Here is a 23,312-nt window from a genome sequence, read left to right as displayed (position 1 = left end):
CCTGCGCGCCGTGGCCGTCGTCCGGGCCCGCTACCATGCGCGGCCATGAACGACGACGTGCGCAACATCGTCCTCGGGGTGATAGCCGCGGGTGTCTCGGCCGCGCTGGGCTGGGTCGCCCGGACGTACCTGTGGAAGCGCCGGCTGCGCCGCAAGCAGGCCTTCTTCGGGCTGCCGGACCACGCCGAGTCGCTGCTGGTGGTCAACCGCAACGCGGGCGGGCCGGAGCTGTCGGTGATGCGGCACGACGTGTTCGCCCTGCTGGAACTGTCCGCCCTCATCAAGGACTGCAACGCGCACGCGCGGGTGGTGGCGCACGACGCCGCCCAGCAGGGGTTCGGCGAGCGCACGGAGTTCTGCCTCGGTGGTCCCGCCTCCAACCGCCGGATGGAGGCCCACCTGTCCTCCCTGCTGCCGGGGGTGCGGATGAACGCGGAGGCCGCGACGGGCCCGGACGTCGGCGCCTTCCGGATCGGCGGCGAGGAGTACCGCATGGACGGCGGCCGCAGCGAGTACGTGCTGCTCGCCCGGCTCACCGCGGACGGGGGCCGGGACACCCGTCCGGTGTTCCTCTTCTGCGGTCAGCGGGCGATCACCAACCAGGCGGCGACCCGCTATCTCGCCCGCCACCACGAGCGGCTGGCCCGCAAGTACGGCGGCTCCTTCGTGTTGCTGCTGAAGGTGGTCAACTCCCAGGCGTACGGCCCGGATGTGGTCGAGCTGGTCGCGGACGTGACGCGCGCGGCGCGGACACCGCTGCCGGAGCCCGCCGCCCCCACCACCGCCGAGTGACGCTTCAACAATCTTTACCCGCACGTAACTTACCGACGGGTTACTTGCGGTAAGGGCGCGCGGTTACCGTCGGGTCACTTTGCACGGACACGAGTGAAGGAGTGACCCATGGGACACGGTCGCACCGCGCTGCGCGCCTCCGCCGCCGGAGCCGTCTCGGCGGCCCTGCTCGCCGGCTCCGCCGTCGGTCTGGCGCCGGCCGCCGAGGCCGCCCCGAGCATCCGGTTCGTCGACATCACCGGCGACGGCGGCACCGTACTGAAGGCCAACGTCCTCACGCCCGGGGGCGCCGACGGCTCGCGCCGCTATCCGCTCATCGTGCTGCCCACGAGCTGGGGCCTGCCCCAGGTGGAGTACCTGGCCCAGGCCCAGAAGCTGGCCGACTCCGGCTATGTGGTGCTCACCTACAACGTGCGCGGGTTCTGGCAGTCCGGCGGCCGGATAGAAGTGGCCGGTCCGCCCGACACAGCGGACGCCTCCAAGGTGATCGACTGGGCCCTCGCCCACACCCCGGCCGACCCGGAGCACATCGGCATGGCCGGGGTGTCGTACGGCGCCGGGATCAGCCTGCTCACCGCCGCCCACGACAAGCGGGTCAAGGCCGTGGCCGCGCTCAGCGGGTGGGCCGACCTGATCGACTCCATCTACTCGGGCCGCACCCAGCACCTCCAGGCGGCGGCCGTGCTGGACGGCGCGGCCACCCTCACCGGCCGAGAGAGCCCCGAACTGCGCGCCATCTTCGACAACCTGTACTCGTCGAACCTGTCGAAGGAACAGGAGATGATCGACTGGGGGCGGAAACGTTCCGCCACGACCTATGTGGACCAGCTCAACAAGAACGGCGCCGCGGTGATGCTGGCCAACGCCTGGGGCGACACGGTGTTCCCGGCGAACCAGTACGCCTCCTTCTACGAGAAGCTGACCGTCCCGAAGCGGCTCGAACTGCGCCCCGGCGACCACGCGACACCCGAGCTCACCGGTCTGTTCGGGCTGCCCAACGACGTGTGGACGGACACCCGGCGCTGGTTCGACCACTACCTCGCGGGCGCCGACAACGGCATCGACCGCGAGCAGCCCGTCCGGCTGAAGTCCCGTGGCGCGGGGGAGTACGAGGGCTACCCGGACTGGAAGTCGGTCACCGCGACCCGGCGCGAGCTCGCACTCACCGGCTCGCCCACGATCCACGCGAACGTCGACTCCGGCGCGGACGGCGGGATCGTCTTCCTCTCCAGCATCCTGGACCAGGTCGCCCAGCTGCCGCCCACCGCCTCCCTGCCGCTGCTGCCGCGCCGCTGGGCGGCCGTGTGGCAGTCGGAGCGGTACGGCGCCGCCCAGCGGGTGCGCGGCACGGCCACCCTGCACACCACGCTCACCCCGACCCGCGAGAGCGGCACGCTCATCGCCTACCTGTACGACGTGGGCCCGCTCGGCATCGGCAAGCTGGTCACGCACGCGCCCTTCACCTGGCACGGGCGGACGCCCGGCGAGCCGTTCGCCGTCGACCTGGACCTGTTCTCCACGGCCTACGACGTTCCCGCCGGGCACCGCCTCGCGCTGGTGGTCGACACGGTCGACCCGCTCTACGCCGAGCACAACCCGTCCGGCGCGCAGCTGACCTTCTCCTCGCCCTCGGACGACCCGTCGTACGTGTCCGTCCCGCTCGGCGAGCAGTGATCTCCGGCTGCCGCCGGACGAGCCTGGCCCGTTGAACTGCCGCCCCCCTCATGCCTTCGGGGCCGTGGGGGGCACCCCACCCGGCAGCAGCGCCCCCGGCCCGGGAGCGGCGACCGCCACCCCCTTGGTCCTGGGGCTGCGCCGCTCCCGCCGGGACACCCGGTCGGCGAACCAGGAGAGCAGCATGCACATCCCGATGCAGATCGGCGAGATCACCATCACCACAGGGATGAACGGCAAATCGTAGTCGAGGTTGGAGCCGATGAGCTTCCCCGCGTGAAGGAACTCCTCGTAGGCGATGAGAAAGCCCAGGGAGGTGTCCTTCAGGGCGACCACCAGCCGGCTGATGACGGCGGGCAGCATGGCACGCACCGCCTGCGGGACGAGGACGTGCGCCATGACCTGGGTCTTGCGCATGCCGAGCGCGAACGCGGCCTCGCCCTGGCCGCGTTCGACGGCGTTCACGCCCGAGCGGAGGACCTCGGCGAGCACCGAGCCGTTGTAGAGGGTGAGCCCGGCGACCAGCGCGGGCAGCGGCTGCGCCTTCAGCGGCACGAAGATGAAGGTGGGGCACGGTGTTGATGCCAGAGCGCAGCGCCTCGCAGATGAACACCGAGGTGGAACAGCCGAGGGCGAGGACGGCGAACACCTGGACGGGCAGCGCCAGTCCGAAGCGGTGCAGGCCGAGCAGGACCGCGAAGACTGCCGAGGAAACCGTCGCCGTAGGTGGAGAAGTTGTCGGTCAGTACGTTCATGCCGTTCGGTCAGCTCGCCGGGTAGCGGTCGATGGCGGGAGGTCTGGGTGGGGGCACGCCGGACAGGCCGAGCGTGGCGTCGTACGCCTTCTTCCAGTCGCCGTTCCTCTCCCGGGCCGCCAGGGCGTCGTCGAGGGCGAGGCGCAGCGCGTCGTCGGCGTGCGGGACGCCGATGCCGTACGGCTCCTCGGAGAACGGCCTGCCGGCGACCTTGAGTTCGCGGGGGGCCTTGGCCGCGTGGCCGATCAGGATGGCGTCGTCGGTGGTGACGGCGTCGACCTGGTAGGTGAGCAGGTTGTCCTCCTCGGCGAGGTAGGGCTGGTCCTCCCTGGCGCCGACGACGACGTGGCCGCGCTTCTCCGCCCGGGTCCAGTCGGAGAGGCGGGCAGGCGGAAGTCCCGGGCCACCTGTTAGTGCGGGAGCTTCCCGGGCGCCGGACCCTTGCCGGGCGGGCTGCCCTCCTTGCCGCAGGCGGCGGCCGGCACGGCCAGCAGGACGCACAGGGCGCGGGGCACACGGGCGGGACGGAGCACGACCGGCACTCCCCCGGTCAGTGCGTGAGGATCTTGGAGAGGAAGTCCTCGGCGCGGTCGCCGCCGGGGGGGGAAGAACTTCGCCCCCGGCGGCGACCGCGTCGTCTTCATGGCCGACGGCCGGATCGTCGAGGACCGCAGCCCGGACGGCCGGCGCAGCGGGTGTCAGGTCTCGGCGATCTCCGCGTACCACTGGGACAGCTCGGGAACACCGCTCACCGCCCATTCCTCACCGGCCGGCACCACCTCCACCGCACGGCCGGAGGCGAGGCGTACGACGGGCTCGCCGTCGGGCCGGATCAGCCAGGCGGCGCCGGGTACGGTGCGCACGACGACCGTGCCCAGGTACAGCCCGGCGTCGTGGCCCAGCCAGGGCAGGACCTCCGGGTCGTCCCGCCAGCGCGGGACCATCTGGTCCAGGGCCTCCAGGGAGGCCGGGGTGTCGTCGAGACGGACGCCCGCCCGGTCCGCCTGCGAGCGCAGCAGCTCGCACTCGGAGAGCAGCGCGGCGACCGCCTCGGGGTCGACGCGGAGCGCCGCTTCCGCCTTCTTCGCGTGCCGGGGGCCCAGGAACGGAAGGTTCATGGACCCAGCGTGGCATCACACGTCCAGGTCGACCACCACCGGCGCGTGGTCGGAGGCGCCCTTGCCCTTGCGCTCCTCGCGGTCGACGTACGCGTCCTTGACGGCCTTGGCGAACGGCTGGTTGCCGTACACCAGGTCGATGCGCATGCCCCGGTTCTTCGGGAAGCAGAGCTGGCGGTAGTCCCAGTAGGTGAACGGGTGGTCGTACTTCAGCGGGCGCGGCACGACGTCGTCGAGGCCCGCCTCGCGCAGGGCGGCCAGCGCGGCGCGCTCGGCGGGGGTGACATGGGTGGAGCCCTCGAAGGCGGCAGGGTCGTAGACGTCGTCGTCCGTCGGCACGACGTTGTAGTCGCCCAGCACCGCGAACGGGCGGCTGCCCTGCGCGTCGCCGTACACGGCGGCCTTCAGCGCCTCGAACCACTGGAGCTTGTACGCGTAGTGCGGGTGGCCGACCTCGCGGCCGTTCGGCACGTACACCGACCAGACGCGGACCGGGCCGCAGGTCGCCGAGAGGGCGCGCGGCTCGGTCACGCCGTCGAAGCCCGGGTCGCCGGGCAGGCCCTTGACCACGTCCTCGATGCCGACGCGGGAGAGCACCGCCACGCCGTTCCACCGGCCGGTCGCGTGGACCGCGGCCTCGTAGCCCAGCTCGCGGAGCTGGTCGAACGGGAACTGCTCCTCGGCGACCTTGGCCTCCTGGAGGCAGAGCACGTCGGTGCCGCTGCTCTCCAGCCAGGCCAGCAGCCGGGGAAGGCGGGCGGTGATCGAGTTCACGTTCCAGGTAGCGATGCGCATGCCTCACAACCTACCTGGCGGGTCCGACAACGCCGGTCCGCGTGCTCAGACCTCGGTCCACGCCCCGGGGTGGAGCCGCTGGTGCTCCGTGCCGCCCAGGCGGCCGAGGTGACCCTCGTAGATCGGCAGGGCGAGGTCGGTGATCAGGGCGTCGTGGACGTCGTACGCGCGCCGCGGGCCCACCTCGCGGACGTAGTCGATCACCTCGGAGATCTTGTTCCAGGGGGCCATCACCGGCACCAGCAGCGTCTCGACCGCCTGGCCGGGCACGGTGAAGGCGTCGCCGGGGTGGAACACCTTCCCGCCGTCGATCAGGTAGCCGACGTTGGTGATGCGCGGGATGTCCGGGTGGATCACCGCGTGCAGCTCGCCATGGACCTGGACGTCGAAACCGGCGGCGGTGAAGGTGTCGCCGTGCCCGACGGTGTGCACCCGGCCCGGGAAGGCCGCCTCGACCTGGTCGGCGACCGACTTCAGCGTCCAGATGTGGGCGGCCGGGTTGTTCTCCATGGCGGCCCGCAGCCGGAACTCGTCGAAGTGGTCCGGGTGCTCGTGCGTGACCAGGATCGCGTCCGCGCCGAGGGCGGCGTCCTCCTCGGAGAACCCGCCCGGGTCGATGACGAGGGTCTGCCCCTCTTTCTCCAGGCGGACGCAGGCGTGGGACTTCTTCGTGAGCTTCATGTCTCCCCATCCTGCCGTCTGCGGCCGCCCGCGGCGCTACTCGGCGGGCGTGGTCTCCTCCCGGATCACCTGCTGGGCCACCCGGAACGCGCTGTTCGCGGCCGGCACCCCGCAGTAGACGGCGGCCTGGAGCAGCACTTCCTTGATCTCGTCCGGGGTGAGCCCGTTGCGCAGGGCCGCCCGGGTGTGGAAGGCCAGCTCCTCCAGGTGGCCGCCCGCGACCAGCGCGGTGAGCGTGATGCAGCTGCGGGTACGGCGGTCCAGGCCGGGCCGGTCCCAGATCTCGCCCCAGGCGTAGCGGGTGACGAACTCCTGGAAGTCCCCGGAGAACTCGCCGGCCTGTGCCAGCGCCCGGTCCACATGGGCGTCGCCGAGCACCTCGCGGCGGACCTTCAGTCCGGTCTGGTACCGGTCCGGCTGCCCGGCGGGCCGCTCCGGCAGGGCGGCCGGGGCGATCTCGGCGACCGGCGCGGGCTGCGGCGCGGCGGCCGGGACCGGGACGGCCGGCATGCCCGGAAGGGCGGTCTGGCCGGTGTCGTAGGGCTGCTGCCAGGCGGTGGAGAAGTGGTGGACGAGCAGGTCGGTGACGGCGGCGGGCTGCTCCACCGGCACCAGGTGGGAGGCGCCGGGGACGACCGCGAGCCGGGCGTCCGGGATGCCGGCGACCAGGGTGCGGGCCTCGGCCGGGCCGGTGACCTGGTCGTCGGAGCCGACCAGCACCAGCGTCGGCACCCCCACCCGGCCCAGCTCGGGCCGTACGTCGAAGGAGGCCAGTGCCTCGCAGGCGGCGATGTAGCAGCCGGGATCGGTGGTGCGGACCATCTGCACGGCCCACTCGGTGATCGCGGGCTGCGCGGCGGCGAACCCGCCGGTGAACCAGCGGTCGGGCGCGGTCCGGGCGATCGGGTCGAGCCCGTTGGTCCGCACGACCACCCCGCGCTGGCGGAACTCGTCGGCGGTGCCGAACCGGGGCGAGGCCGCGACCAGGGCCAGGGAGGCGAGCCGCGCGGGGTGGCGCAGGGCCAGCTCGATGCCGATCGCCCCGCCCAGCGCGCAGCCCGCGTAGCCGAACCGCTGCACGCCGAGCGCGTCCAGCGTCGCCAGCAGCCGGGCACTCAGCTCGGCGACCGATCCGGCCGGGTGCGCGGGGGCGCCGCCGTGACCGGGCAGATCGAACCGGAAGACGCGCCACTGCTTGGCCAGCTCCGGTACCTGGCGGTCCCACATGTGCCATGTGGTACCGAGGGACGGTCCCAAGATCAAGACAGGGGCGTCTTCTGGCCCGTCAAAGCGGTATTGCAGCGTTTCGATCTTAGCTTCGCTCACGGGTCTACACCTTCATCTGTCACGATCTGTCACACGCCCCCTGCGAGACCTCCCCATGCCTCCGCGGCTGGAAGCAGGTCCGCCACGTCCGGCTTCACGTACCACTTCTTCGTCGTCTTCACGTTCGTGTGCCCGGCCCACATGGCGAGCAGGTGATCCGGCACCCCGTTGTTGGCGAGGTACGTGAGGCAAGACGCCCGAGCATCGTACAGACGGACTCTGCGAAGGCCGTTTGCGTCCATGATCTTGTATGCTCGCACCCGCAACTGCCGCCCGTTCAGCGCGGCGCCAAGTTCATTCGCGAGTACGTAGCCGGCGCCTTCGTAGCCTTCACCCGCCGCCAGGCGTTCCACTGCCTGCGTGGCGCGGAACGTCTTCAGCGCCTCCCTTACCAGGCTCGGGAGCGGCAAAACGCGCTCGCCCGCTATGCTCTTCGTGTCCTTCTCCACCACGGTGCGGTTCCCCATCATGGTCCGCGTGTTAACGATGCTGAGCGTGCCGGCGTTCAGGTCGATGTCCGACCACCTCAGGCCGCAGACCTCCGCCGGACGGAGCCCCATCAGGGACAGCAGCAGCGGCGCGTACAGCCGGTCCCCCTTCATCGCAGCGACGAAGGCACCCACCTCCGAGGCGTTCCATGGCTGGACGACCGCCTTCGTCTTCCGCTCCGCCTTCCGGGCCTTCAGCGGGATGTGTACTTCGCTGGCTACATTCACGGTCACCAGGCCGCGCGTGACAGCGCGGTTCAGGGCATCCTTCAGCCTGGCCAGGCTCATGTCTACCGACGTGACCCCGAGACCCATTCCGGCTTTCTCGCCACGCACACGGCCCCCCTGAAGTGCCCACCGCATCCACTCCACCACATGGTCCTCCGTAAGCTCTTGCAGCCGGAGGTTGCCGAGCTTTCCGCGCATACGATCCAGGGTCACCTGGTAGTTGTAGATCGTGGTCGGCTCCAGGTCTTCAGCCTTCATCGCGAGCCACTGATCCAGCCATTCGTTCACGGTGATCTTGTTGGGCGGGACGAATGTTCCCTCGTGCCGCTTGCTGGTGATGCGGGCATACTCCGCCTTCGCTTCCTTCAGTGTGCCGAAGGTGCGCCGCAGCTGCTTCCGCTTCCCCGTCTCGGGATCCACGCCCACGTCCACCACGAAACGGTAGCGCACCTGCCCCTTCGCGTTTGGCGGCAGCTTCTTGATCGGTTCGGGCATCTCAATCTCCTCCGTTGCTTGCCGGGTCTTCTTGCAGGGCAGTTCGCGAAGTCATCGCGCCGTACTCGCAGAGATCAATCGGGAAGTCGGATACAGCGAGGGACCGCGTCCCCATCTGTCGCCATGCGTGGAAGATCGACCTGGCGCTCTGCAACTCGCGGCATACCTCGTGGCTCGCTGAGGGCGCCCAGGGTCACGTAGTGCAACTCGCAGCAACAGCAACACGCGTCATCCAGCGGGGCGTTACCAAACCACAAGGAATAACGTTGCAAGCTTGGGCGCAGCTCAGGAAAACCGCTGGCTGTCTGTGCCCTTCGCGGCATCGCCTACTGCATCAATCCGGCTCCACCGCCGAGCGCAGCCGAATCGAACACAACCCATGGTCCAAAGGATCGCCGGTTTGGCCAACAGGCGATCGTCGTCTATGTTGCCGCTCGTCCACCAACAGCGCCGACCGGGTTAGGGGGGTAACCGACCCACTTCCCCAGTAAGGCCGGCGAGCAGGTGCTCACCTCATGACAGGAGCCACACATCGGTTCGCCAGTCACCTGCGCGATGACGACCTCAAGCTGGCCTGGAGGGCGAGCAAACGAGCTGGCAGCCGAAAGGAATTCAGGACACCCCAGCAGAGAGCTTCTCCTGACATCGTCGACGGCAGGTCACTTCGCGACCACTTACTTCCGCGGTGTTGTACGTTGACATATACCAGCCACGAGTTCCAGCTTTTGCAAGGTCTTTCTCGTCTGCCGTGGGCGAATGCCGGGTTCTCGGTGGACGCCAGGCGGTGATGCGCCGCCGCGGGAAGCACTTCATCGGCGCTGTTTCGCTCGGCTTTAAGCAAGGCAACGCAGGCAGGTAAAGGAGGCAACAGAGAGAAGACTTTCCTCTTGGTTACGTCGATGGGCGGTCCTTCGCTGACCACTTCCCAGAGCGTGGGAATCCCGATCAACTCGTGGCCCGACCGCCTGGGGGTCACCGTCGAGCGCTGATCATTACGGATGCCTTACAAGGCAGTCGGATGATCCCCTGACCTGCGGTATCAAAATTATGGCGGCGTCGCGAAAGTACTGTCATCCCGAGCCGCCTGGGGGCTACCTGCGACGGCGCCCGCCCCCACTAGGGAGCCTGAACCTGGTCGATGAGGCCGAGGAGGGTTGTGGTGACGGTGAGGTCAGGCACGACGTGGTTTGCTCCTGCGGCGTGTAGTTGCTGTTCGGTGGTGGTGCCTGACGCGACCGCGATGACCTTGGCACCACCTTCCAGGCCGGTGCGTACGTCTTCCAGCGAGTCACCCACGATCACGGTGTTGTCGCGGTCGAACCGGCCTCCGTGCTTCGCGGCTGCCCGGTCCTGTGCGATGCGGACAAGGGCCGGACGGTGGGGATCGTCGGACGCGTAGCCACCGATGGTGGTGTCGAGGTAGTCGATGAGGCCCAGCGCGGCCAGCTTGGTCTCCGCGCTGCCTCGCAAGTTCCCGGTAACGACGGTCGGGATCAAGTGCTCCGCCTGCTGGACCGCGGCAAGCGCGTCCACGGCTCCGGGCATGATGCTCCCGTCTTTGGCCAACAGCTCCCGGTGTCCGGCGAGGCGTTCGGGGAGTTCGGCGACGATGCGCGCCGCAAGCGCCTCCACCCTCTCTTCGGGAACCTGGTTGACGCGCAGAAGCTCCCGAACGGCCAAGGGCATGGTAACCCCCGTGCCGCGGGCGGGCAGGGCAGTTGGGGGACGACCGACGACGCTGGTGAAGGTCTCCTTGTAGACGCGCCGGTCGATGTCACCGGTGTAGAGGAGAGTGCGGTCGATGTCCCACAGAACCAGGATCATGCGGCACGTTCCTCCATGACGGTCCGACCGCGTTCCAGGAGTTCCCTGGCAGGTTCAGCCGAGGAGTAGCGGCGCGCTTCAGTGAGCATCGTGGCGAGGTTGTCGTCCAAGCGTGCGGAGCGGACTCCGGCGACAAGGGCCAGAACTTCGTGTCCAATGGCAGATCCGGCGTCGACATCGCCGGCGCGCATCTGGGCGGTGGCAGCGCGGGAGAGGAACTGGGCGCGGGTACGGATCTCGTCCGTGCTGAAGGCGTTGCGCGCGTCAGCGAACGCCTCGGCGGCTTGGTCGGGACGGCCGAGATCGAGCAGGCAGCTGCCTGTCTGGCCCATGATTTCTCCCGGGTTGATCCAGTACAGCCAGTGCGGATCGTCCTCTCCGCGTCCGCGGGCACACAGGGCCTGTGCCTCTTCCAGAGCGGTGAGGGCCTGACGGTCTTCGCGTAGGCGGGCGTGCCCGCGGGCCTGGCGTGTAAGGAGCATGGCGTGCAGGGCGGGTGCGTCTTGGTCGGCGATGACCTGGCGGGCGGTGCGCGCGGCGGTGACCGCGTCGCGGGGGTCGCCGGCGGAGTACCCGTGAATGGCGAGGAAGGACAGCGCCCCGGCCCTCAACCTGCTGTCACCACTGGCGTGGGCTGCGCGCAGGGCTCCAAGGAGGAGGTTGTGGGCAGCGGTGTGGGCGCCGCTGTCGAAGTGATACCAGCCGGTCTGGATTGCGGTGTCCGCAGTCACTGCCGCGAGGCGTCGGCCGGTCGCCTCGTTGTAGTTCCCTTCTTTCAGGAGTCGGAGCAGGACTTTGAGGTGCGCTGCTGCGGCTCGGGCGAGATTGCCGCTGCCGTGGCTGGCGTCGGCCTGGCGCAGGGCGTCAGTGGTGGACTGCAGGCTGGTGAGGAGCTGGTCGGAGACGCTGATTCCATTCCGGGCGGTGGCGGCGACGGCCTCGGGAGGGGCGACGGCTGCTTGCAGGATGTACTGCGTGAGACTGGCCCCGCCCAGGGCTGCGATCACGCTGCGGCGGTTCAATCCGTTCATGGCTCCTCCGACGGCTGCTTCCAGTGACGTCACCATACGAGCCGCCGTCCATGGCAAAGCCGGGTCGATGGCGTCGACAAGTCGCTGCGATTCGGCCTGTGCGAAGGGGACGAGGAGGAGCGGGCGGAGGTCGGAGGGAAGTCCGAGTCCGGTCAGGAGATCGATGATCGTCTCGCGACCGTTGACCTGTTTGAGGCCGCGCTCCAGGTCCGAAATAAAGCCCTGAGTGAGTCCGGTCAGCTCCCGTACGGCCTTCTGCGACAGCCCGGATCGGCGCCGGACCAGGCGCACGACCGTTCCGAAATCCCAGACCGCCAGGGCCCGTTGAACTTCCTCGTCGCGCCAAGCCCGGTCCGGGATGGTCGGTGTCGCTTCGGTCCGGGCGCAGGTGGAACAACGTGTATCCGGGTTGTACCGGCTGATCGGCAGCCCGCACCGCACGCATGTGCGCCCTGGTCCCCCTGGCATGTTCGCCTCGGCTCTCCTCGTCGCGATCCAGCTCGCCCCGGCCGTGATACCAGGCTAGGTGGAGATCGATATCGCTGCAGCGATATCGCTACAGCGATGCCCCTCATGGCCGACGCGCCTCCAAACTCATGGCACTGCACCGCCTCTGCGGCGCCCACCTGGGAGGACTCGGATGCGCCCTGGACTAGGCGTCGCACCGACCGCGGCCAAACCGAGTTGGCCTGATGCGAACAGGAATTGTGTCATGCGTCGTCCGATGACTTCTCGTCGCAACGCCCGCCAGCGCGTTGCCTCCACCAGACAGGACGGTACTGGCGCCGAGCTGGGCCCGCAGCGCGATCGGGCAGTGGCCGCAGCGGAGACGGTGGCGCTCGTGTTGGCCGAGGAGTCGCCGCTGCCGGAGAGCGCTGGCGACGTGGAAGAACTCGCGCGGCGCCTCCGCGGTCACATCAGCCAACTTGCGGTCGTGGCCCCGTCGGGAGCGTGCGCGCTGCGTTGCGCGCAGCAGCTCGCTTCGGCGGGCGTCCCGGATGGTTACATGCCCAGCAGGGTCCACCTGGTCCGTCTGGCCGAGGCAACCCAGGCACTTATTGCTGTCGTACGGGCGCACGGCGTTGTCCCCGCCAGGCCGAGAAAGAGACGGTGTTGGTGGAACGCGCGGGCCAACGTGCTGCGCGGAGCGGTATTCGCTCTTGCCTTGGCGTGCTTGGTTGTGGCCGCCTCGGTGCCCCGAACGTGACCATCACCGGGGCAGTTCTGATCGCGCTGATTCTCGGCCCCATGGCGTGGCTGGTTCTCCAAGGTGTCGAGCAACCGGCCGCTCCTCCGGCGGACGAGCACTCGGCGCCGAGGCAGAACAGGCTTCCTCGCTCCGGTGGCCAACGAGCCTCTCCTACCGACATCCCGGCTGCTACGGCGGCCCCGAAGCAATCCCCGGATTCCCGGGCCTACGGAGACCCACACGATGAATCGCCTTCCGCGCATCGAGCAGTACGGCCTGATCGGTGGCATGCAGACCAGTGCTCTCGTCTGCGACGACGGCATGATCGACTGGCTGTGTCTGCCCCGTTTCGACTCGCCGGCCGTCTTCGCCGGCCTGCTCGGCACGCAGGAGCATGGCACCTGGCAGATCGCTCCTGCCTCGACTACTGGGCGCCCCAGTTCCGGAGCGGTCGCCGAGCGCCGGTACCGCGGCGACTCGCTTGTCCTGGAATCGGTGTGGCGCACCTCAGCCGGTTCGGTCCGCGTCCTGGACTTCATGCCGCCGCGCGACGGGACACCGCAGGTGATCCGGATCGTCGAGGGCTTGGACGGCGAGGTGGAGATGGTCTCGGCCATGCGCCCGCGATCGGGATACGGCAGCGTCAGCCCGTGGATCCACGAGGCCGGTGGGCGCATGATCGCAGAGGCCGGCGTGGACGCGCTATGGCTCGACACCTCCGTCCCGCAGGCGGAGAAGGACGGCGTCATCGTCAGTGCCTTCGCCATCTGCGCTGGGCAGAGAGTGGCGTTCGTCCTCAGTTGGTGCCCGTCCCACGCACCCGCTCCGGAGATCCCCGATCCCGACGCCGCGCTCGCCGCGACGCTCACCTTCTGGCAGGACTGGACGCAGGAGTGCACCTACGACGGGCCCTACCGCGAGGCCGTGGTCCGTTCCTTGATCGCGCTGAAGGCGATGACCTATGGACCGAGTGGTGGGATCGTCGCGGCGCCGACCACGTCGCTGCCCGAGGAAATCGGCGGCAAACGTAACTGGGACTACCGCTTGACCTGGCTGCGCGACGCCGCCATGACCCTCGCCGCCCTCCTGGGCACCGGGTACGCGCAGGAGGCGCAGGCATGGCGGCGATGGCTGCTGCGTGCCGTGGCCGGTGATCCGGAGAACCTGCAGATCATGTACGGGATCACCGGGGAGCGTGACCTGGAGGAACGGGAGCTGCCCTGGCTGCCCGGGTACGAGGGCTCAACGCCGGTGCGGGTCGGCAATGGGGCAGCGGACCAGCTGCAGCTCGACGTGTACGGCGAGGTGATCGAGACTCTTTACCGCGCGCACGAGAGCGGTGTGGCCCATTGCGCCGACACCGCCGTGCTGCACCGGCGGCTCGTCGAGCACCTGGCACAGCGCTGGCAGGAGCCCGACGAGGGAATCTGGGAGATCCGCGGGGCACGTCGGCACTTCGTCCACTCCAAGGTGATGGCCTGGGTAGCGATCGACCGCACCATCCGCCTGGCCGAAGCCGGCGCGCTCGACATAGACCTGGCTCCCCTGGTCGAGCTGCGGGCAACCATCCACCACGAGGTCTGCGACAAGGGCTTCGACCCGGTGCGCAACACCTTCACCCAGTCCTACGGCTCCCAGGAACTTGATGCCGCCACGCTGCTGATCGCCCGCGTTGGCTTCCTGCCGCCCAACGACCCGCGCGTCATCGGCACCGTGGACGCAGTACGTCGTGAACTTTGCACCCCGGACGGGCTCGTACGCCGTTACCCGACCATCGGTGACCAAACCGGGATGGACGGCCTGACCGGAGACGAGGGCGCATTCGTCCTGTGCTCCTTCTGGCTCGTGGACGCCCTGGCCCTGACCGGTCGCCTCGACGAGGCCCACGCCCTGTTCGAACGCCTCCTGGCGCTGCGCAACGATCTCGGGCTCCTGGCCGAGGAGTACGACCCCGTCCGGCAGCGCCAGCTCGGCAACTTCCCGCAGGCGTTCAGCCACATGGGCCTGATCCAGAGCGCCCGGCTCCTTCAGGTCCTGGGGTTGCAGTTCCCCCACCACCGCGGCGTTGTCGCGGTTCCGGCGCCCCACTCGACCTCTCGTAGCACACGTCAGACCTGCGCAGACATGACGCCGCAGCACGCTTAACCCCCACCCCCTTACGAGGATTCCCATGCCTGACAGCGCCTTGCCGGCACGGCCGGCCGCTACCGGCCACCACAGACGGCGGCCTTCGATCGACGCGTTCACGCTGCACCGTGTCCGCCGCGCCGTTGCGCTGCCCCTGGTGCTGCTTGCTGCGCTGCTGGGTGCCGTCTTCTCCCTCTGGTCGGTGTCCGCGGTGAGCCCCGGCTGGCTCCTGGCCAGCCTGGTCTGCGGACTGACTGCAGTCGCCACGGTTGCGGCTCACGGAGCACAAAAGGCTGCAGGGGCAGTACAGATGGCCGCGGAGGAGGGCCAGGCCACGGCACTCGCAGCGACGGCGGGGGCAGCGGCGGCCGTCGAGAAGTCGGTGCAGTGGTCGGCAGACGAGCTGTGCCGCGGGGGACGGCCGCCGCTGCCGGACCTGCAGGTGCCACCATTGGCCAGTCCGAACGCTGAGATCAATAAGGCGTTGAGTGCCCTCCAGGTGCAGGCCATCGCGTCGCTGATACGGGTGCACGACGAGTCCCAGTCCGTCGTCCTCCTGGAAGTGCTGCGTCGCCTGGCCATGCGCGAGCACGCGCTGGTCGGCAAGGCGCTTGAGGCACTGAGCCAGCTGGAGATGCTGACCGACGACCCGGAGTTACTCGCCAAGATCTTCGAGATCGATCACCTCGTGACACGGATGCGTCGCCAGGTCGAGAGCACGGCGGTGCTGGGCGGGCAGTCCCTGCGCAGCGTGCGTCGGCCCGTTCCCGTCAAGAGCGTGCTGCGCGGCGCCGTCTCCGAGGTCGTGCAGTATCCGCGGGTGGCGGTTGCGGCCGGATCCGTGGGCGCGGAGCTGGGCCTTCCCGGCCATGTGGGTCCGGACCTGACGCACCTGCTGGCTGAGCTGATCGAGAACGCCTGTGAGTGTTCCGATCCGGCTACGAAGGTGATGGTGCGTGCGCAGCGGGTGGCGAACGGGCTGGCGGTCGAGGTCGAGGACCGGGCCATCCCCATGCATCCGCAGACGCGAGCACAGATGAACCACCTGCTCCAGGCCCCCGACGAGGTCGACGTCAGCGGCCAGGTGCGAGCGGGGCAGCTCGGCTTGCTGGTCGCCGCGAAGATCGCCCAGTCGCACGGGCTGTCCGTTCTCCTGCAGGAGAACGTGACGGGAGGCACCACCGCCCTGGTGGTCATCCCGGCACGGCTCCTGGTAGCGATTCCCTCCATCGACGATGCGAGCGCGCTGCCCCAGGACACCCGCCCCTTGGCACCGCAACCGCAGCAGGTTGCCGCGACTCCAGCCACCCCGAGGCCAGGCCCCGGTACCGCAGGAGCGCCGGAAGCCGCACAGGCAGGTCACTCTGCTGATGCGCCCGCCCTTCCCACGCGTAGACGCCAGGCCGGCACGTTCCATCCGCCGCACGAGCGGGAGCAAGCCCCCGTGACCGCGGCGACGCCAGGGCTCGCAGCCGCCTTCCGCACCGGCGTCCAGGCCGGCGGGCAAGCCGGTTCTCCCACCGCTTCGACAGAGCACCCCAGTCCCTGAACCTCGTCCCTCCACGTTCCCGCTGGCCGTTACATCCGCTGGCCCTTCCCCCCTTCTGGAGCGATCCCTGTGAGCACCCACCCCGCGATGAACAACGTGACCGGCGACGCACCCGCAACCGAGACAACGGCAAGCGGACAGCGGGACAACATGGCGTGGCTGCTGCGGCAGTTCGCCTCCGACACGACGGGCGTCACGCACGCCGTCCTGCTCTCGCGGGACGGACTACGGCTGCTGGACAGCGACGTCGACAAGGACTGGGCGGACGAACTGTCGGCCGCCATCAGCGGAGTGGCCTCACTCGCGGCGAACATCACCGGTCCCACCCACAAGAAGAGGCCGGCGAGGCAGGTCGTCATCGAGCGAGACGACTGTCTGATCTTCGTCCAGAGCTCCGGTCGCAGCGCGGCCTTCGAGGGCCATCCCGGCAACGAACGGGGCGTGGTGGACACGGTCCTCGCGGTGATCGCGACCATGGACGCCGATGCCGGCACCGTCGGGTTCGAGATGGGGCGCCTGGTGCAGAAGTTCGCCCCCTACATGCAGATCCCCGTCCGCGTCGGCACGGGTGATGAGGTCCGGTGACCGCACACGGCAGCGCGGCCGAGGATTCGACGTTCGTACGGACCTACACCCTGACGCGCGGTCGCACCCGGCCACGGCATCTGCTCGGCCTGGACACGGTGCTGGATGCCGGACCCGGGCGGCCCGGCCCGGGCCAAGCCGAGGAATGCGCAGAGATCCTCGCCCTGTGCCGGGAGCACCGGCGTTCGGTGACCGAGCTGGCGGGCCGACTCGGCCGTCCCGTAACCGCCGTCAAGATCCTCATCTCCGACCTCCTGGACGCCGACGCCCTGGTAGTCCCCGTCACCGCCTATGCCGCGTCCGACGCGCATGCACGTCCCTCTGCACAACTGCTGGCGGCCCTGTCTGCGGGCCTGAAGAGGAAGTGGCCCGATGCCATCGCCTACCCCCAGGCCGGGTGACCCGGCCGCGGTGCTGCGGCCGTCGTCGCGCCCGCGTACCGGTGCACCGACCATGCTGAAGGTCGTGATCGCCGGTGGTTTCGGCGCGGGCAAGACCACCGCCGTGGGTGCCGTCAGTGAGATCACGCCGCTGAGCACGGAGGAGTATCTGACCGAGGCGAGCGCGGACGTGGACAGCCTGGCGGGCGTCGAGGCCAAGCAGACCACCACGGTCGCCTTCGACTTCGGTCGCCTCAACCTGCCCGACGCGCCCGTGCCCCTGGAATTGTTCCTGTTCGGCACGCCCGGCCAGGACCGGTTCGTCGACCTCTGGTACGACCTTTGTCGCGGAGCCGTCGGCGCGGTCGTCCTGGTCGACACCCGCCGCCTGGAAAGCAGCTTCACCCCCGTCGGTTTCTTCGAGGACATCGGCCTGCCCTTCGTCGTCGCGGTGAACCAGTTCGACGGAGCACATCGCTACCACCCCGAAGAGGTCCGCGCCGCCCTCGAACTGCCCGCCTCTGTGCCGGTGGTCAGCTGCGACGCTCGCGATCCGAACCACGTCGCTGGCGTCCTGCTGACCCTCGTTGGCCACGCCTTGAAGAGCGCATCGGCAAGCCCCGATCGCCCCGCATCCACTACCACCTTTCAGGACGCCTGATGTCGTATCAGCCCAACGATCCCTACCGCGCGCGGCAGATCGCCCCCCTCACGCAGTCGCTGCCGCGACGCACCATGCGGGACGTCACCCATGGGCCATCCCTCCCCGCCGGCGCCGCCGTCCCCGTCCCGCAGGCCCAGCAGGCGACCGAGCTGGCGCAGCGGTACGAGCTGCTGGATCGCCTAGGCGTGCCCACCGCTGCCAACGAGGACTTCGACGAACTGGCCCGCGACATGGCCACACGAGCCGGGTTCCTGTACGGCTTCGTCAACCTCTTCCTGGAGGAGCAGACCTTCGTCGGGCTGCACCAGCCGCCCGCGGACAGCGGGTACGTCATCGTCGGCCGCACCATGAGCCGCGACCACGGCTGGTGCCCGGAGGTCATAGCCCGCAAGAAGGCGCTTCCGCTGCACGACGTGCACGCCAGCCCGCGCTTCAGCGGCAACCCCGTGGTCGACGCGGTCGGGATCCGCTCCTACTTCGGTGCCCCGCTCATCCACGACAGCGGCACCGTGCTGGGCACGGTGTGCGTCATCGACCCCGAGAAGCGGCCCCTGAGCGAGGCCCGACGGCTGAGAGACATCGTCATCAACGCCGGCGTCCAGGTGATGGACCACATCGCCCGCGCGCCCGTCCGCTAGTCCGTTGCACGACCCCCCACCCGGGAGCCGCAGGCGATCCCCGGCGGCTCCACCGTGCGACCTTCTTCCAGGGAGAGGGAGACGACCATGCCCGCCACACCCACCACGCCGCCGCCGGCGCTGCGCCCCTATCTCACCGCCCGCCACGAACTGCTGTGGGACGAGGCGGACGCCTTCGCGGCCGAGCACATCGCGCCGCGCGCCGCACGCATGGAGGCCGCCCCCGGCAGGGTGGAGCGCAAGGTCGCCGACCTGATGGCCGCACGACGCTGGTTCGCCGTCACCGTCCCGTCCTCCTTCGGCGGGCTGGGCGCCGGACACGTGGCCAAGACCATCCTCGTCCACCGCATTGCCCGCGTCTCGGCGGCTGCGGCGGCCATCCTCCAGGCCACGCTGATCCCCGTCGGCGCCCTGCTGCACTTCGCCACCTACGACCAGAAGGGCCACTGGCTGCCCCGCGTAGCGGACGGTTCACTGCTCTTGTCGATCGCCGTGACCGAACCGCGAGCCGGCGGACACATCGGCGGCATCGAAACCATCGCCGAGCACGTCGGCAACCAATGGGTGATCACCGGCAGCAAGATCCACATCGGGAATAGCCACCTCGCGGGAGCCCACCTCGTGGTCGCCCGGACCGCCAAGGCAGGCGTGAGCACCTCCCAGGCGCTGACCGCGTTCATGGTCGAATCCAAGCGCCGAGGGCTCTCAGTCGCCGACCACCGTCCCGGCCTCGGGCTGCACGGCTTCTCCGCCGGCCGCCTCGACCTCGATCACGTCCGCGTCCCCGAGGAAAACGTGGTCGGAGAGATCGGCCAGGGGCTGGGCGTAGCGCAGAGCAGCAGCATCCTGTACGGCCGTCCCAACCTGGCCGCAGTCAGCCTGGGAATACACGAGGCAGTCGTGGCCACCTCGACCGCATACCTGAAGGCGCGCTCCCGCTACCGGGGCGCCCTCTCCGATCTGCCGGTTCTGCGGGACCGCATCGGTGACATGGAGGCCCGCCTGCGCGCCGGGCGAATCCTGGCCTATCAGTCCGTGCACCTCCTCGACCAGGGCCTGCCCTGCGACACCGACCTGATCAATGCCAAGTATCTCGGCCACCAGTGGGCGATGCAGTCAACCCAGGACGCCATGGAGCTGCACGGCGCCCACGCCCTCAACGGCGACTACATCCTCCAGCGCCTGTGGCGTGACATCCAGTTCACCTACCCACCGGCCGGAACCGGCGAAGTCCAGCGCATACGCCTCGCCGACGCCGCCTTCGACGAGGCCCACATCCAGTGGTCAGAACGTCTCGCCGCCGAAGCGGCGTGGGCCCGCCCCGACCCGACAGCCGCATGAGCCCCCGTGTGCGGCGCCCCGTGAATCCAGACCGCCGCGCACGGGCCCGTGTCGCCGGCCCCCGTCCCCCGCGGGGTCCGGCGACACCCCACCCGATATCCCTCAACCCAGCCGCGAAAGAGACACCCGTGACCCCGCGCATGACGACCAGCGCACCGATCACCCCCCTGACCCCGACCCAGCAGCGCGTCGCCCAGCACCTCGTGGACGGCCTCGGCCCTCAAGAGATCGCCGCGAGGACCGGGCTGTCGGCCGTGACCGTCCGCCAGTACGTACGCGACATCCGGGAGAGCCTCCACTGCCCGCCCCGCTGCAAGCCCCCGGTGATCGTGCACTTCCTGTGCAGCGCCCGGCAGGTCGCTCCGCCCGCAACGGACAGGCCAAAGCCGGAACTCAGACCAGAGCAGCAACTGTTGCTGCGGGCGGTCGCTGAGCACAGCAATCCCAGCGACATTGCTGCCATAGCCAAGATCGCGCCCGCCGACGTGCGAGCCGCACATGACGAACTGCTCGACAAGACCGGGGCGGCCAACACCACCCAACTTGTCGTCTGGGCCCACGCGTGGGGCCTGCTGGGCGCCAGGCGGGCCACCACGATGGACAGCGGAGCGAGCAAGTGAATGCCTCACCCGCTTCTGCGGCCATCGAGTCCTCCCCCGCGCCTCGAAGCCAGTGCGCGACAGGGTTACCGGCCGTGTACGAGATGCGGTCGTTGCGCACCGACGCCGAACGGGACGAGGCCGCGGCCCTCGTCCAGGACCGTCAGCGCTGGCTCGCCATGCGCGGCGTGCCTACACCCGCCCGGTCCGATATCCCGGCCCTGTTCCGCGCCCCGCAGGTGAAGCCGGCTGGACTGTTCGAGGACGGGCTGCTGCTGGCCTGTATGATCCCGCAACGCGGGCCCGACCTCGGATGGGGCGAAGGCCCGTGCCTCTTCCTGGACTGCGTCCACACCCTGCCCGGTCACTCCGATGACACCGTCCGGCTGATCACTCTGTGGGCCTCCGACTTCGCCGCCCGGCTCGAGGTACCGCTTGTGCGGGCCGAGGCCATGGCCCGTCATCCTCTCGACGTCGATCCGATCGCCACATTCCTTCGTCGGCTCACCGACATGGGCTGGGACGTCCGTGGATCGGGCACCGGACAGCACCATGAGCGAGTCGCGCGCCTCGAACTCACCGCCGAGCTTCGGCCTGGGCTGAGCGCGCTCATCGGCTGCCAGGTCCACGAGCCGCAGTCCGCCGCCGACCAGCGGAGTATCGCGTGAGGACCGCGGAACCGCTGCGGCCGGACCTCGCCCGCGAACTCATCGCCCGCGCCGCACAGTCGGCAGCACGCCGGGCAAGACGCGTACGCAACCAGCTCGACGCCGTCCACCTCGGCCAGGACCGTCACGCTGAGCACGCCGACACCAAAGTGCTGCGCCGCATCCTGGCCGAACATGACTGGCCCGGCCACCGTCTCGTGGGCCCCGACGCAGCACGTGCCGCCTGGAGCATCGCTCTGCACGCCGACGACGAACCCGACTTCCAGCGGGCGGCCACCACCCTTTTGAAACGTGCGGTCCAGGACGGCGATGCGCGCATCCAGCACTGGGCCCACCTTCACGACCGCGCCCTGGTCAACAGCGGGCGACCCCAAGAGTTCGGGACGCAACTCGTCCTCAGCGCAGCAGGGGTGGAGCTGTGCCCACTGCGTGCGCCGCAGTTGCTGGACCAGCGAAGGGCCGCCGTCGGACTGCCGCCGATCGCCGTCGCTTTGGACACTGTGCGCCGCCGGTACGCCCTGGATCGCATTGACGGCGGCTCACCGGCCGTCGTGCTAGCGGGGGTCGCATGACGCAGCGAGCCCCGCAGGCTTCCACAGACCCGCCCTCGCCCCAGATCACTTTGCGTGAAAGGACCGTTAAAGCATGAAGCTCACCACCGCCGTCCTCGCTGCCGGCGCCGCGGTTTCCCTCGCCACCGTCGTGGTCGGAGCCGCCCGGCTGAGGCAGGACGCGCGGCACCAGGCCGAACGAAATGAGGCGACCGTCGCGCGCAACCAACTCGACTGGCTGACGCAGATGTCCGCCAACCCTGACCTCGCCAAGCTCTGGACGCCCGAGGACCTGGATGTCGAGGAGTACATGCAGCTGCTGAAGGCCAACCAGCTCATCTGCACGCTCAGCCTGCGCGACCGCCTCGGCTTCGTCCGGGACGGGCGTCTGCCGTTCTACTCCTCGAAACTGATGGAGAGGGACGTCTGCCGGCGGTACTGGGCCCGTTTCGGGGGCCTCCGCGCTCAGGAGGCCGAGGGCGACGAGCGCGCCGAGCACTTCACCAAGGTGCTGGACAAGGCCGCGAAGAACCACCTGGGGGCACAGCCCGTAGCCCCCTGAAGAGGCGGCTGCCCCACCCCGCCCAAATCAGCCACACCCTCACCTCTCGGAGAAAACGAATGGGCTTCACTGCTGTTCCACTACCGCCCGGCAATTTCACCATTGGTAAGAAGTTCGGCTTCGAGGCTGGCCATCGGCTTCCCCGGCTGCCGCATGAGCACAAGTGCTCCCGCCAGCACGGGCACAGCTACGAGGTTGAGGTCATCCTCACTGCATCCGCACTGGAGGATCCCGGCTTTGTCACGGACTTCGGTGCGCTCGCCCCGTTCAAGTCGTTCCTGGACACCGAGCTCGACCACCACAACCTGCACGAGATCCTGCCCTTCGAGCCCACCTCGGAGCGCCTGGCCCAGTTCCTGGCCGGCTGGTTCGTTCAGAACCTCCAGTCGGAGATCCCCGGCCGCCTTGTCGCCGTCCTAGTCCACGAGACCGCAAGCAGCTGGGCCCGCTTCGATGTGGTGGGCCAATGACCACAACCAAGCCGCTCAACCTCGAACCGGAAGCTGCCGAAGGCGAATTCCTGATCGTCGCGGAGTGCTTCGGTACCGAGGTGCCGACGTTTCAGGGCGAGGGCCCAAGCTGCGGACACCCGGCCCTGTTCATCCGCCTGTCCCGGTGCAACCTCACTTGCACGCGATGCGACACGAAGTACACCTGGGACTGGTCTCGGTTCGACCCGCACGAGGAGTCGACGAGGCAATCCGTCGCGGGCCTGGTGGCCTGGGCCTCGTCTTCACCGGTCGAGCTGGTCGTGATCACCGGCGGCGAGCCGTTGATCCAGCAGGCGCGACTGGTGCCTCTCGTCCGGGGACTGATAGCAGCCGGCAAGCGGATCGAGTTCGAGACGAACGGCACCATCGCGCCCACTCCCGAGCTGGTGGCCGACGGGGTCCGGTTCAACGTCTCGCCCAAGCTTGCCAGCTTCGGCGTGAAGGAGACCAAGAGCATCGTGCCAGCCGCGCTGGAGGCATTTGTGGCCTCCGGGCGCGCGGCGTTCAAGTTCGTCGCTTCCACGGTGCACGACCTCGACCGGATCGCCGAGCTGGCCGACGCCCACCGGCTCGCGCCGGTGTGGGTGATGCCGGAGGGCACCACCCCCGAGGTGATCACCGCGACTACCCGGGTCCTCGCGGACGGGGTCGCGGCCCGGCACTGGCACTTCACCACCCGCCTTCACGTGTTGGCCTTCGCGGACACCCGAGGCCGCTGACCGCACGCGACTCCACGCCCCATCCGTTCCCCAGTCCCCGGA

At 69.4% G+C, this 23,312-nt stretch carries 23 protein-coding genes and 3 pseudogenes; 16 read left to right on the top strand and 10 right to left on the bottom strand.

The genetic code is table 11. The features are described 5' to 3' along the window. Positions 1–45 precede the first annotated feature (45 nt). A complete protein-coding gene (locus ACH4LD_RS22610; protein ID WP_398058754.1) occupies positions 46–792 on the top strand; it encodes a hypothetical protein in 747 nt (248 codons plus the stop codon). Between the two features lie 108 nt (positions 793–900). Continuing rightward, entirely contained in the window at positions 901–2,466 is a 1,566-nt protein-coding gene (locus tag ACH4LD_RS22605) for a CocE/NonD family hydrolase (protein WP_398058755.1), read from the top strand. 48 nt (positions 2,467–2,514) lie between these two features. On the opposite strand, the pseudogene ACH4LD_RS22600 reads toward ACH4LD_RS22605, so the two are convergent. The 10 genes and pseudogenes from ACH4LD_RS22600 to ACH4LD_RS22555 form a co-directional block, all read right to left on the bottom strand. Further along, positions 2,515–3,030, bottom strand: a pseudogene (locus ACH4LD_RS22600) (ABC transporter permease subunit); the annotation flags it as partial. Then, positions 3,031–3,166, bottom strand: a pseudogene (locus ACH4LD_RS22595) (amino acid ABC transporter permease); the annotation flags it as partial. It lies immediately after the preceding pseudogene. A 64-nt stretch (positions 3,167–3,230) separates the two neighbouring features. Next, positions 3,231–3,754: pseudogene (locus tag ACH4LD_RS22590) on the bottom strand (hypothetical protein). A 165-nt stretch (positions 3,755–3,919) separates the two neighbouring features. Then, positions 3,920–4,339 (bottom strand): DUF6278 family protein, encoded by a 420-nt coding sequence (locus tag ACH4LD_RS22585; RefSeq protein WP_398058756.1) that lies wholly within the window; start codon positions 4,337–4,339, stop codon positions 3,920–3,922. A gap of 15 nt (positions 4,340–4,354) precedes the next feature. Beyond that, positions 4,355–5,134, bottom strand: coding sequence for an exodeoxyribonuclease III (locus ACH4LD_RS22580; RefSeq protein ID WP_398058757.1), 780 nt, complete (start codon positions 5,132–5,134; stop codon positions 4,355–4,357). Positions 5,135–5,179: 45 nt separating this feature from the next. Next, positions 5,180–5,815, bottom strand: coding sequence for an MBL fold metallo-hydrolase (locus ACH4LD_RS22575; RefSeq protein WP_398058758.1), 636 nt, complete (start codon positions 5,813–5,815; stop codon positions 5,180–5,182). A 36-nt stretch (positions 5,816–5,851) separates the two neighbouring features. After that, positions 5,852–7,141, bottom strand: coding sequence for a 4-carboxymuconolactone decarboxylase (gene pcaC, locus ACH4LD_RS22570; RefSeq protein WP_398058759.1), 1,290 nt, complete (start codon positions 7,139–7,141; stop codon positions 5,852–5,854). A gap of 29 nt (positions 7,142–7,170) precedes the next feature. Further along, the gene (locus ACH4LD_RS22565; protein WP_398058760.1) at positions 7,171–8,352 is read right to left on the bottom strand and encodes a tyrosine-type recombinase/integrase; all 1,182 of its coding nucleotides are present in this window, start codon (positions 8,350–8,352) and stop codon (positions 7,171–7,173) included. Positions 8,353–9,468: 1,116 nt separating this feature from the next. After that, on the bottom strand, positions 9,469–10,176 hold the full coding sequence (locus ACH4LD_RS22560) for an HAD family hydrolase (RefSeq protein WP_398058761.1): 708 nt from the start codon (positions 10,174–10,176) through the stop codon (positions 9,469–9,471). Beyond that, complete coding sequence (locus tag ACH4LD_RS22555; protein ID WP_398058762.1) at positions 10,173–11,675, bottom strand: helix-turn-helix domain-containing protein; 1,503 nt, start codon at positions 11,673–11,675, stop codon at positions 10,173–10,175. The genes ACH4LD_RS22560 and ACH4LD_RS22555 overlap by 4 nt, the downstream gene beginning before the upstream one ends. A gap of 172 nt (positions 11,676–11,847) precedes the next feature. Here ACH4LD_RS22555 and ACH4LD_RS22550 point away from each other — a divergent pair, with 172 nt between their 5' ends. From ACH4LD_RS22550 to ACH4LD_RS22485, 14 genes are all read left to right on the top strand, one after another. Further along, positions 11,848–12,414, top strand: a complete 567-nt coding sequence (locus ACH4LD_RS22550) for a DUF6415 family natural product biosynthesis protein (protein WP_398106183.1) — start codon at positions 11,848–11,850, stop codon at positions 12,412–12,414. 225 nt (positions 12,415–12,639) lie between these two features. Then, entirely contained in the window at positions 12,640–14,541 is a 1,902-nt protein-coding gene (locus tag ACH4LD_RS22545; protein ID WP_398058763.1) for a glycoside hydrolase family 15 protein, read from the top strand. A 25-nt stretch (positions 14,542–14,566) separates the two neighbouring features. After that, a complete protein-coding gene (locus ACH4LD_RS22540) occupies positions 14,567–16,072 on the top strand; it encodes an ATP-binding protein (protein WP_398058764.1) in 1,506 nt (501 codons plus the stop codon). A gap of 69 nt (positions 16,073–16,141) precedes the next feature. Continuing rightward, positions 16,142–16,657: a roadblock/LC7 domain-containing protein gene (locus tag ACH4LD_RS22535; protein ID WP_061916021.1), complete on the top strand. Its 516-nt coding sequence runs from the start codon at positions 16,142–16,144 to the stop codon at positions 16,655–16,657. Further along, a complete protein-coding gene (locus tag ACH4LD_RS22530; protein ID WP_006143017.1) occupies positions 16,654–17,058 on the top strand; it encodes a DUF742 domain-containing protein in 405 nt (134 codons plus the stop codon). The genes ACH4LD_RS22535 and ACH4LD_RS22530 overlap by 4 nt, the downstream gene beginning before the upstream one ends. A gap of 52 nt (positions 17,059–17,110) precedes the next feature. Continuing rightward, positions 17,111–17,698, top strand: coding sequence for a GTP-binding protein (locus tag ACH4LD_RS22525; RefSeq protein WP_398058765.1), 588 nt, complete (start codon positions 17,111–17,113; stop codon positions 17,696–17,698). Further along, positions 17,698–18,339 (top strand): GAF domain-containing protein, encoded by a 642-nt coding sequence (locus ACH4LD_RS22520; protein WP_398058766.1) that lies wholly within the window; start codon positions 17,698–17,700, stop codon positions 18,337–18,339. The genes ACH4LD_RS22525 and ACH4LD_RS22520 overlap by 1 nt, the downstream gene beginning before the upstream one ends. 87 nt (positions 18,340–18,426) lie before the next feature. Beyond that, positions 18,427–19,680, top strand: coding sequence for an acyl-CoA dehydrogenase family protein (locus ACH4LD_RS22515; RefSeq protein WP_398058767.1), 1,254 nt, complete (start codon positions 18,427–18,429; stop codon positions 19,678–19,680). A 128-nt stretch (positions 19,681–19,808) separates the two neighbouring features. After that, the gene (locus tag ACH4LD_RS22510) at positions 19,809–20,300 is read left to right on the top strand and encodes a LuxR C-terminal-related transcriptional regulator (protein WP_398058768.1); all 492 of its coding nucleotides are present in this window, start codon (positions 19,809–19,811) and stop codon (positions 20,298–20,300) included. A 74-nt stretch (positions 20,301–20,374) separates the two neighbouring features. Further along, positions 20,375–20,947 (top strand): hypothetical protein, encoded by a 573-nt coding sequence (locus ACH4LD_RS22505; RefSeq protein WP_073948156.1) that lies wholly within the window; start codon positions 20,375–20,377, stop codon positions 20,945–20,947. Continuing rightward, complete coding sequence (locus ACH4LD_RS22500) at positions 20,944–21,519, top strand: DUF6624 domain-containing protein (RefSeq protein WP_159774750.1); 576 nt, start codon at positions 20,944–20,946, stop codon at positions 21,517–21,519. The genes ACH4LD_RS22505 and ACH4LD_RS22500 overlap by 4 nt, the downstream gene beginning before the upstream one ends. Before the next feature lie 73 nt (positions 21,520–21,592). Further along, on the top strand, positions 21,593–22,060 hold the full coding sequence (locus tag ACH4LD_RS22495; RefSeq protein WP_398058769.1) for a DUF6082 family protein: 468 nt from the start codon (positions 21,593–21,595) through the stop codon (positions 22,058–22,060). A gap of 59 nt (positions 22,061–22,119) precedes the next feature. Then, complete coding sequence (locus ACH4LD_RS22490) at positions 22,120–22,530, top strand: 6-pyruvoyl trahydropterin synthase family protein (protein ID WP_398058770.1); 411 nt, start codon at positions 22,120–22,122, stop codon at positions 22,528–22,530. Next, positions 22,527–23,270 (top strand): 7-carboxy-7-deazaguanine synthase QueE, encoded by a 744-nt coding sequence (locus ACH4LD_RS22485; RefSeq protein WP_398058771.1) that lies wholly within the window; start codon positions 22,527–22,529, stop codon positions 23,268–23,270. Before ACH4LD_RS22490 ends, ACH4LD_RS22485 begins: the two co-directional genes overlap by 4 nt. The last annotated feature ends 42 nt before the right edge of the window (positions 23,271–23,312 follow it).

This window comes from Streptomyces sp. NPDC017676 (assembly GCF_044329325.1).
Lineage (GTDB): Bacteria > Actinomycetota > Actinomycetes > Streptomycetales > Streptomycetaceae > Streptomyces.
The sequence above is the reverse complement of the archived record's forward strand: the minus strand, read 5'-3'. Positions and strand labels throughout refer to the sequence as shown.

Bases quoted from the DNA above. Each gene is read 5' to 3' on its own strand.
- ACH4LD_RS22525 (WP_398058765.1), top strand. From the start codon at position 17,111: ATGCTGAAGGTCGTGATCGCCGGTGGTTTCGGCGCGGGCAAGACCACC.
- ACH4LD_RS22515 (WP_398058767.1), top strand. From the start codon at position 18,427: ATGCCCGCCACACCCACCACGCCGCCGCCGGCGCTGCGCCCCTATCTC.
- ACH4LD_RS22585 (WP_398058756.1), bottom strand. From the start codon at position 4,339: ATGAACCTTCCGTTCCTGGGCCCCCGGCACGCGAAGAAGGCGGAAGCG.
- ACH4LD_RS22540 (WP_398058764.1), top strand. From the start codon at position 14,567: ATGCCTGACAGCGCCTTGCCGGCACGGCCGGCCGCTACCGGCCACCAC.
- ACH4LD_RS22565 (WP_398058760.1), bottom strand. From the start codon at position 8,352: ATGCCCGAACCGATCAAGAAGCTGCCGCCAAACGCGAAGGGGCAGGTG.
- ACH4LD_RS22520 (WP_398058766.1), top strand. From the start codon at position 17,698: ATGTCGTATCAGCCCAACGATCCCTACCGCGCGCGGCAGATCGCCCCC.
- ACH4LD_RS22555 (WP_398058762.1), bottom strand. From the start codon at position 11,675: ATGCCAGGGGGACCAGGGCGCACATGCGTGCGGTGCGGGCTGCCGATC.
- ACH4LD_RS22560 (WP_398058761.1), bottom strand. From the start codon at position 10,176: ATGATCCTGGTTCTGTGGGACATCGACCGCACTCTCCTCTACACCGGT.
- ACH4LD_RS22610 (WP_398058754.1), top strand. From the start codon at position 46: ATGAACGACGACGTGCGCAACATCGTCCTCGGGGTGATAGCCGCGGGT.
- ACH4LD_RS22490 (WP_398058770.1), top strand. From the start codon at position 22,120: ATGGGCTTCACTGCTGTTCCACTACCGCCCGGCAATTTCACCATTGGT.
- ACH4LD_RS22605 (WP_398058755.1), top strand. From the start codon at position 901: ATGGGACACGGTCGCACCGCGCTGCGCGCCTCCGCCGCCGGAGCCGTC.
- ACH4LD_RS22545 (WP_398058763.1), top strand. From the start codon at position 12,640: ATGAATCGCCTTCCGCGCATCGAGCAGTACGGCCTGATCGGTGGCATG.
- ACH4LD_RS22550 (WP_398106183.1), top strand. From the start codon at position 11,848: ATGCGCCCTGGACTAGGCGTCGCACCGACCGCGGCCAAACCGAGTTGG.
- ACH4LD_RS22575 (WP_398058758.1), bottom strand. From the start codon at position 5,815: ATGAAGCTCACGAAGAAGTCCCACGCCTGCGTCCGCCTGGAGAAAGAG.
- ACH4LD_RS22580 (WP_398058757.1), bottom strand. From the start codon at position 5,134: ATGCGCATCGCTACCTGGAACGTGAACTCGATCACCGCCCGCCTTCCC.
- ACH4LD_RS22485 (WP_398058771.1), top strand. From the start codon at position 22,527: ATGACCACAACCAAGCCGCTCAACCTCGAACCGGAAGCTGCCGAAGGC.
- ACH4LD_RS22495 (WP_398058769.1), top strand. From the start codon at position 21,593: ATGAAGCTCACCACCGCCGTCCTCGCTGCCGGCGCCGCGGTTTCCCTC.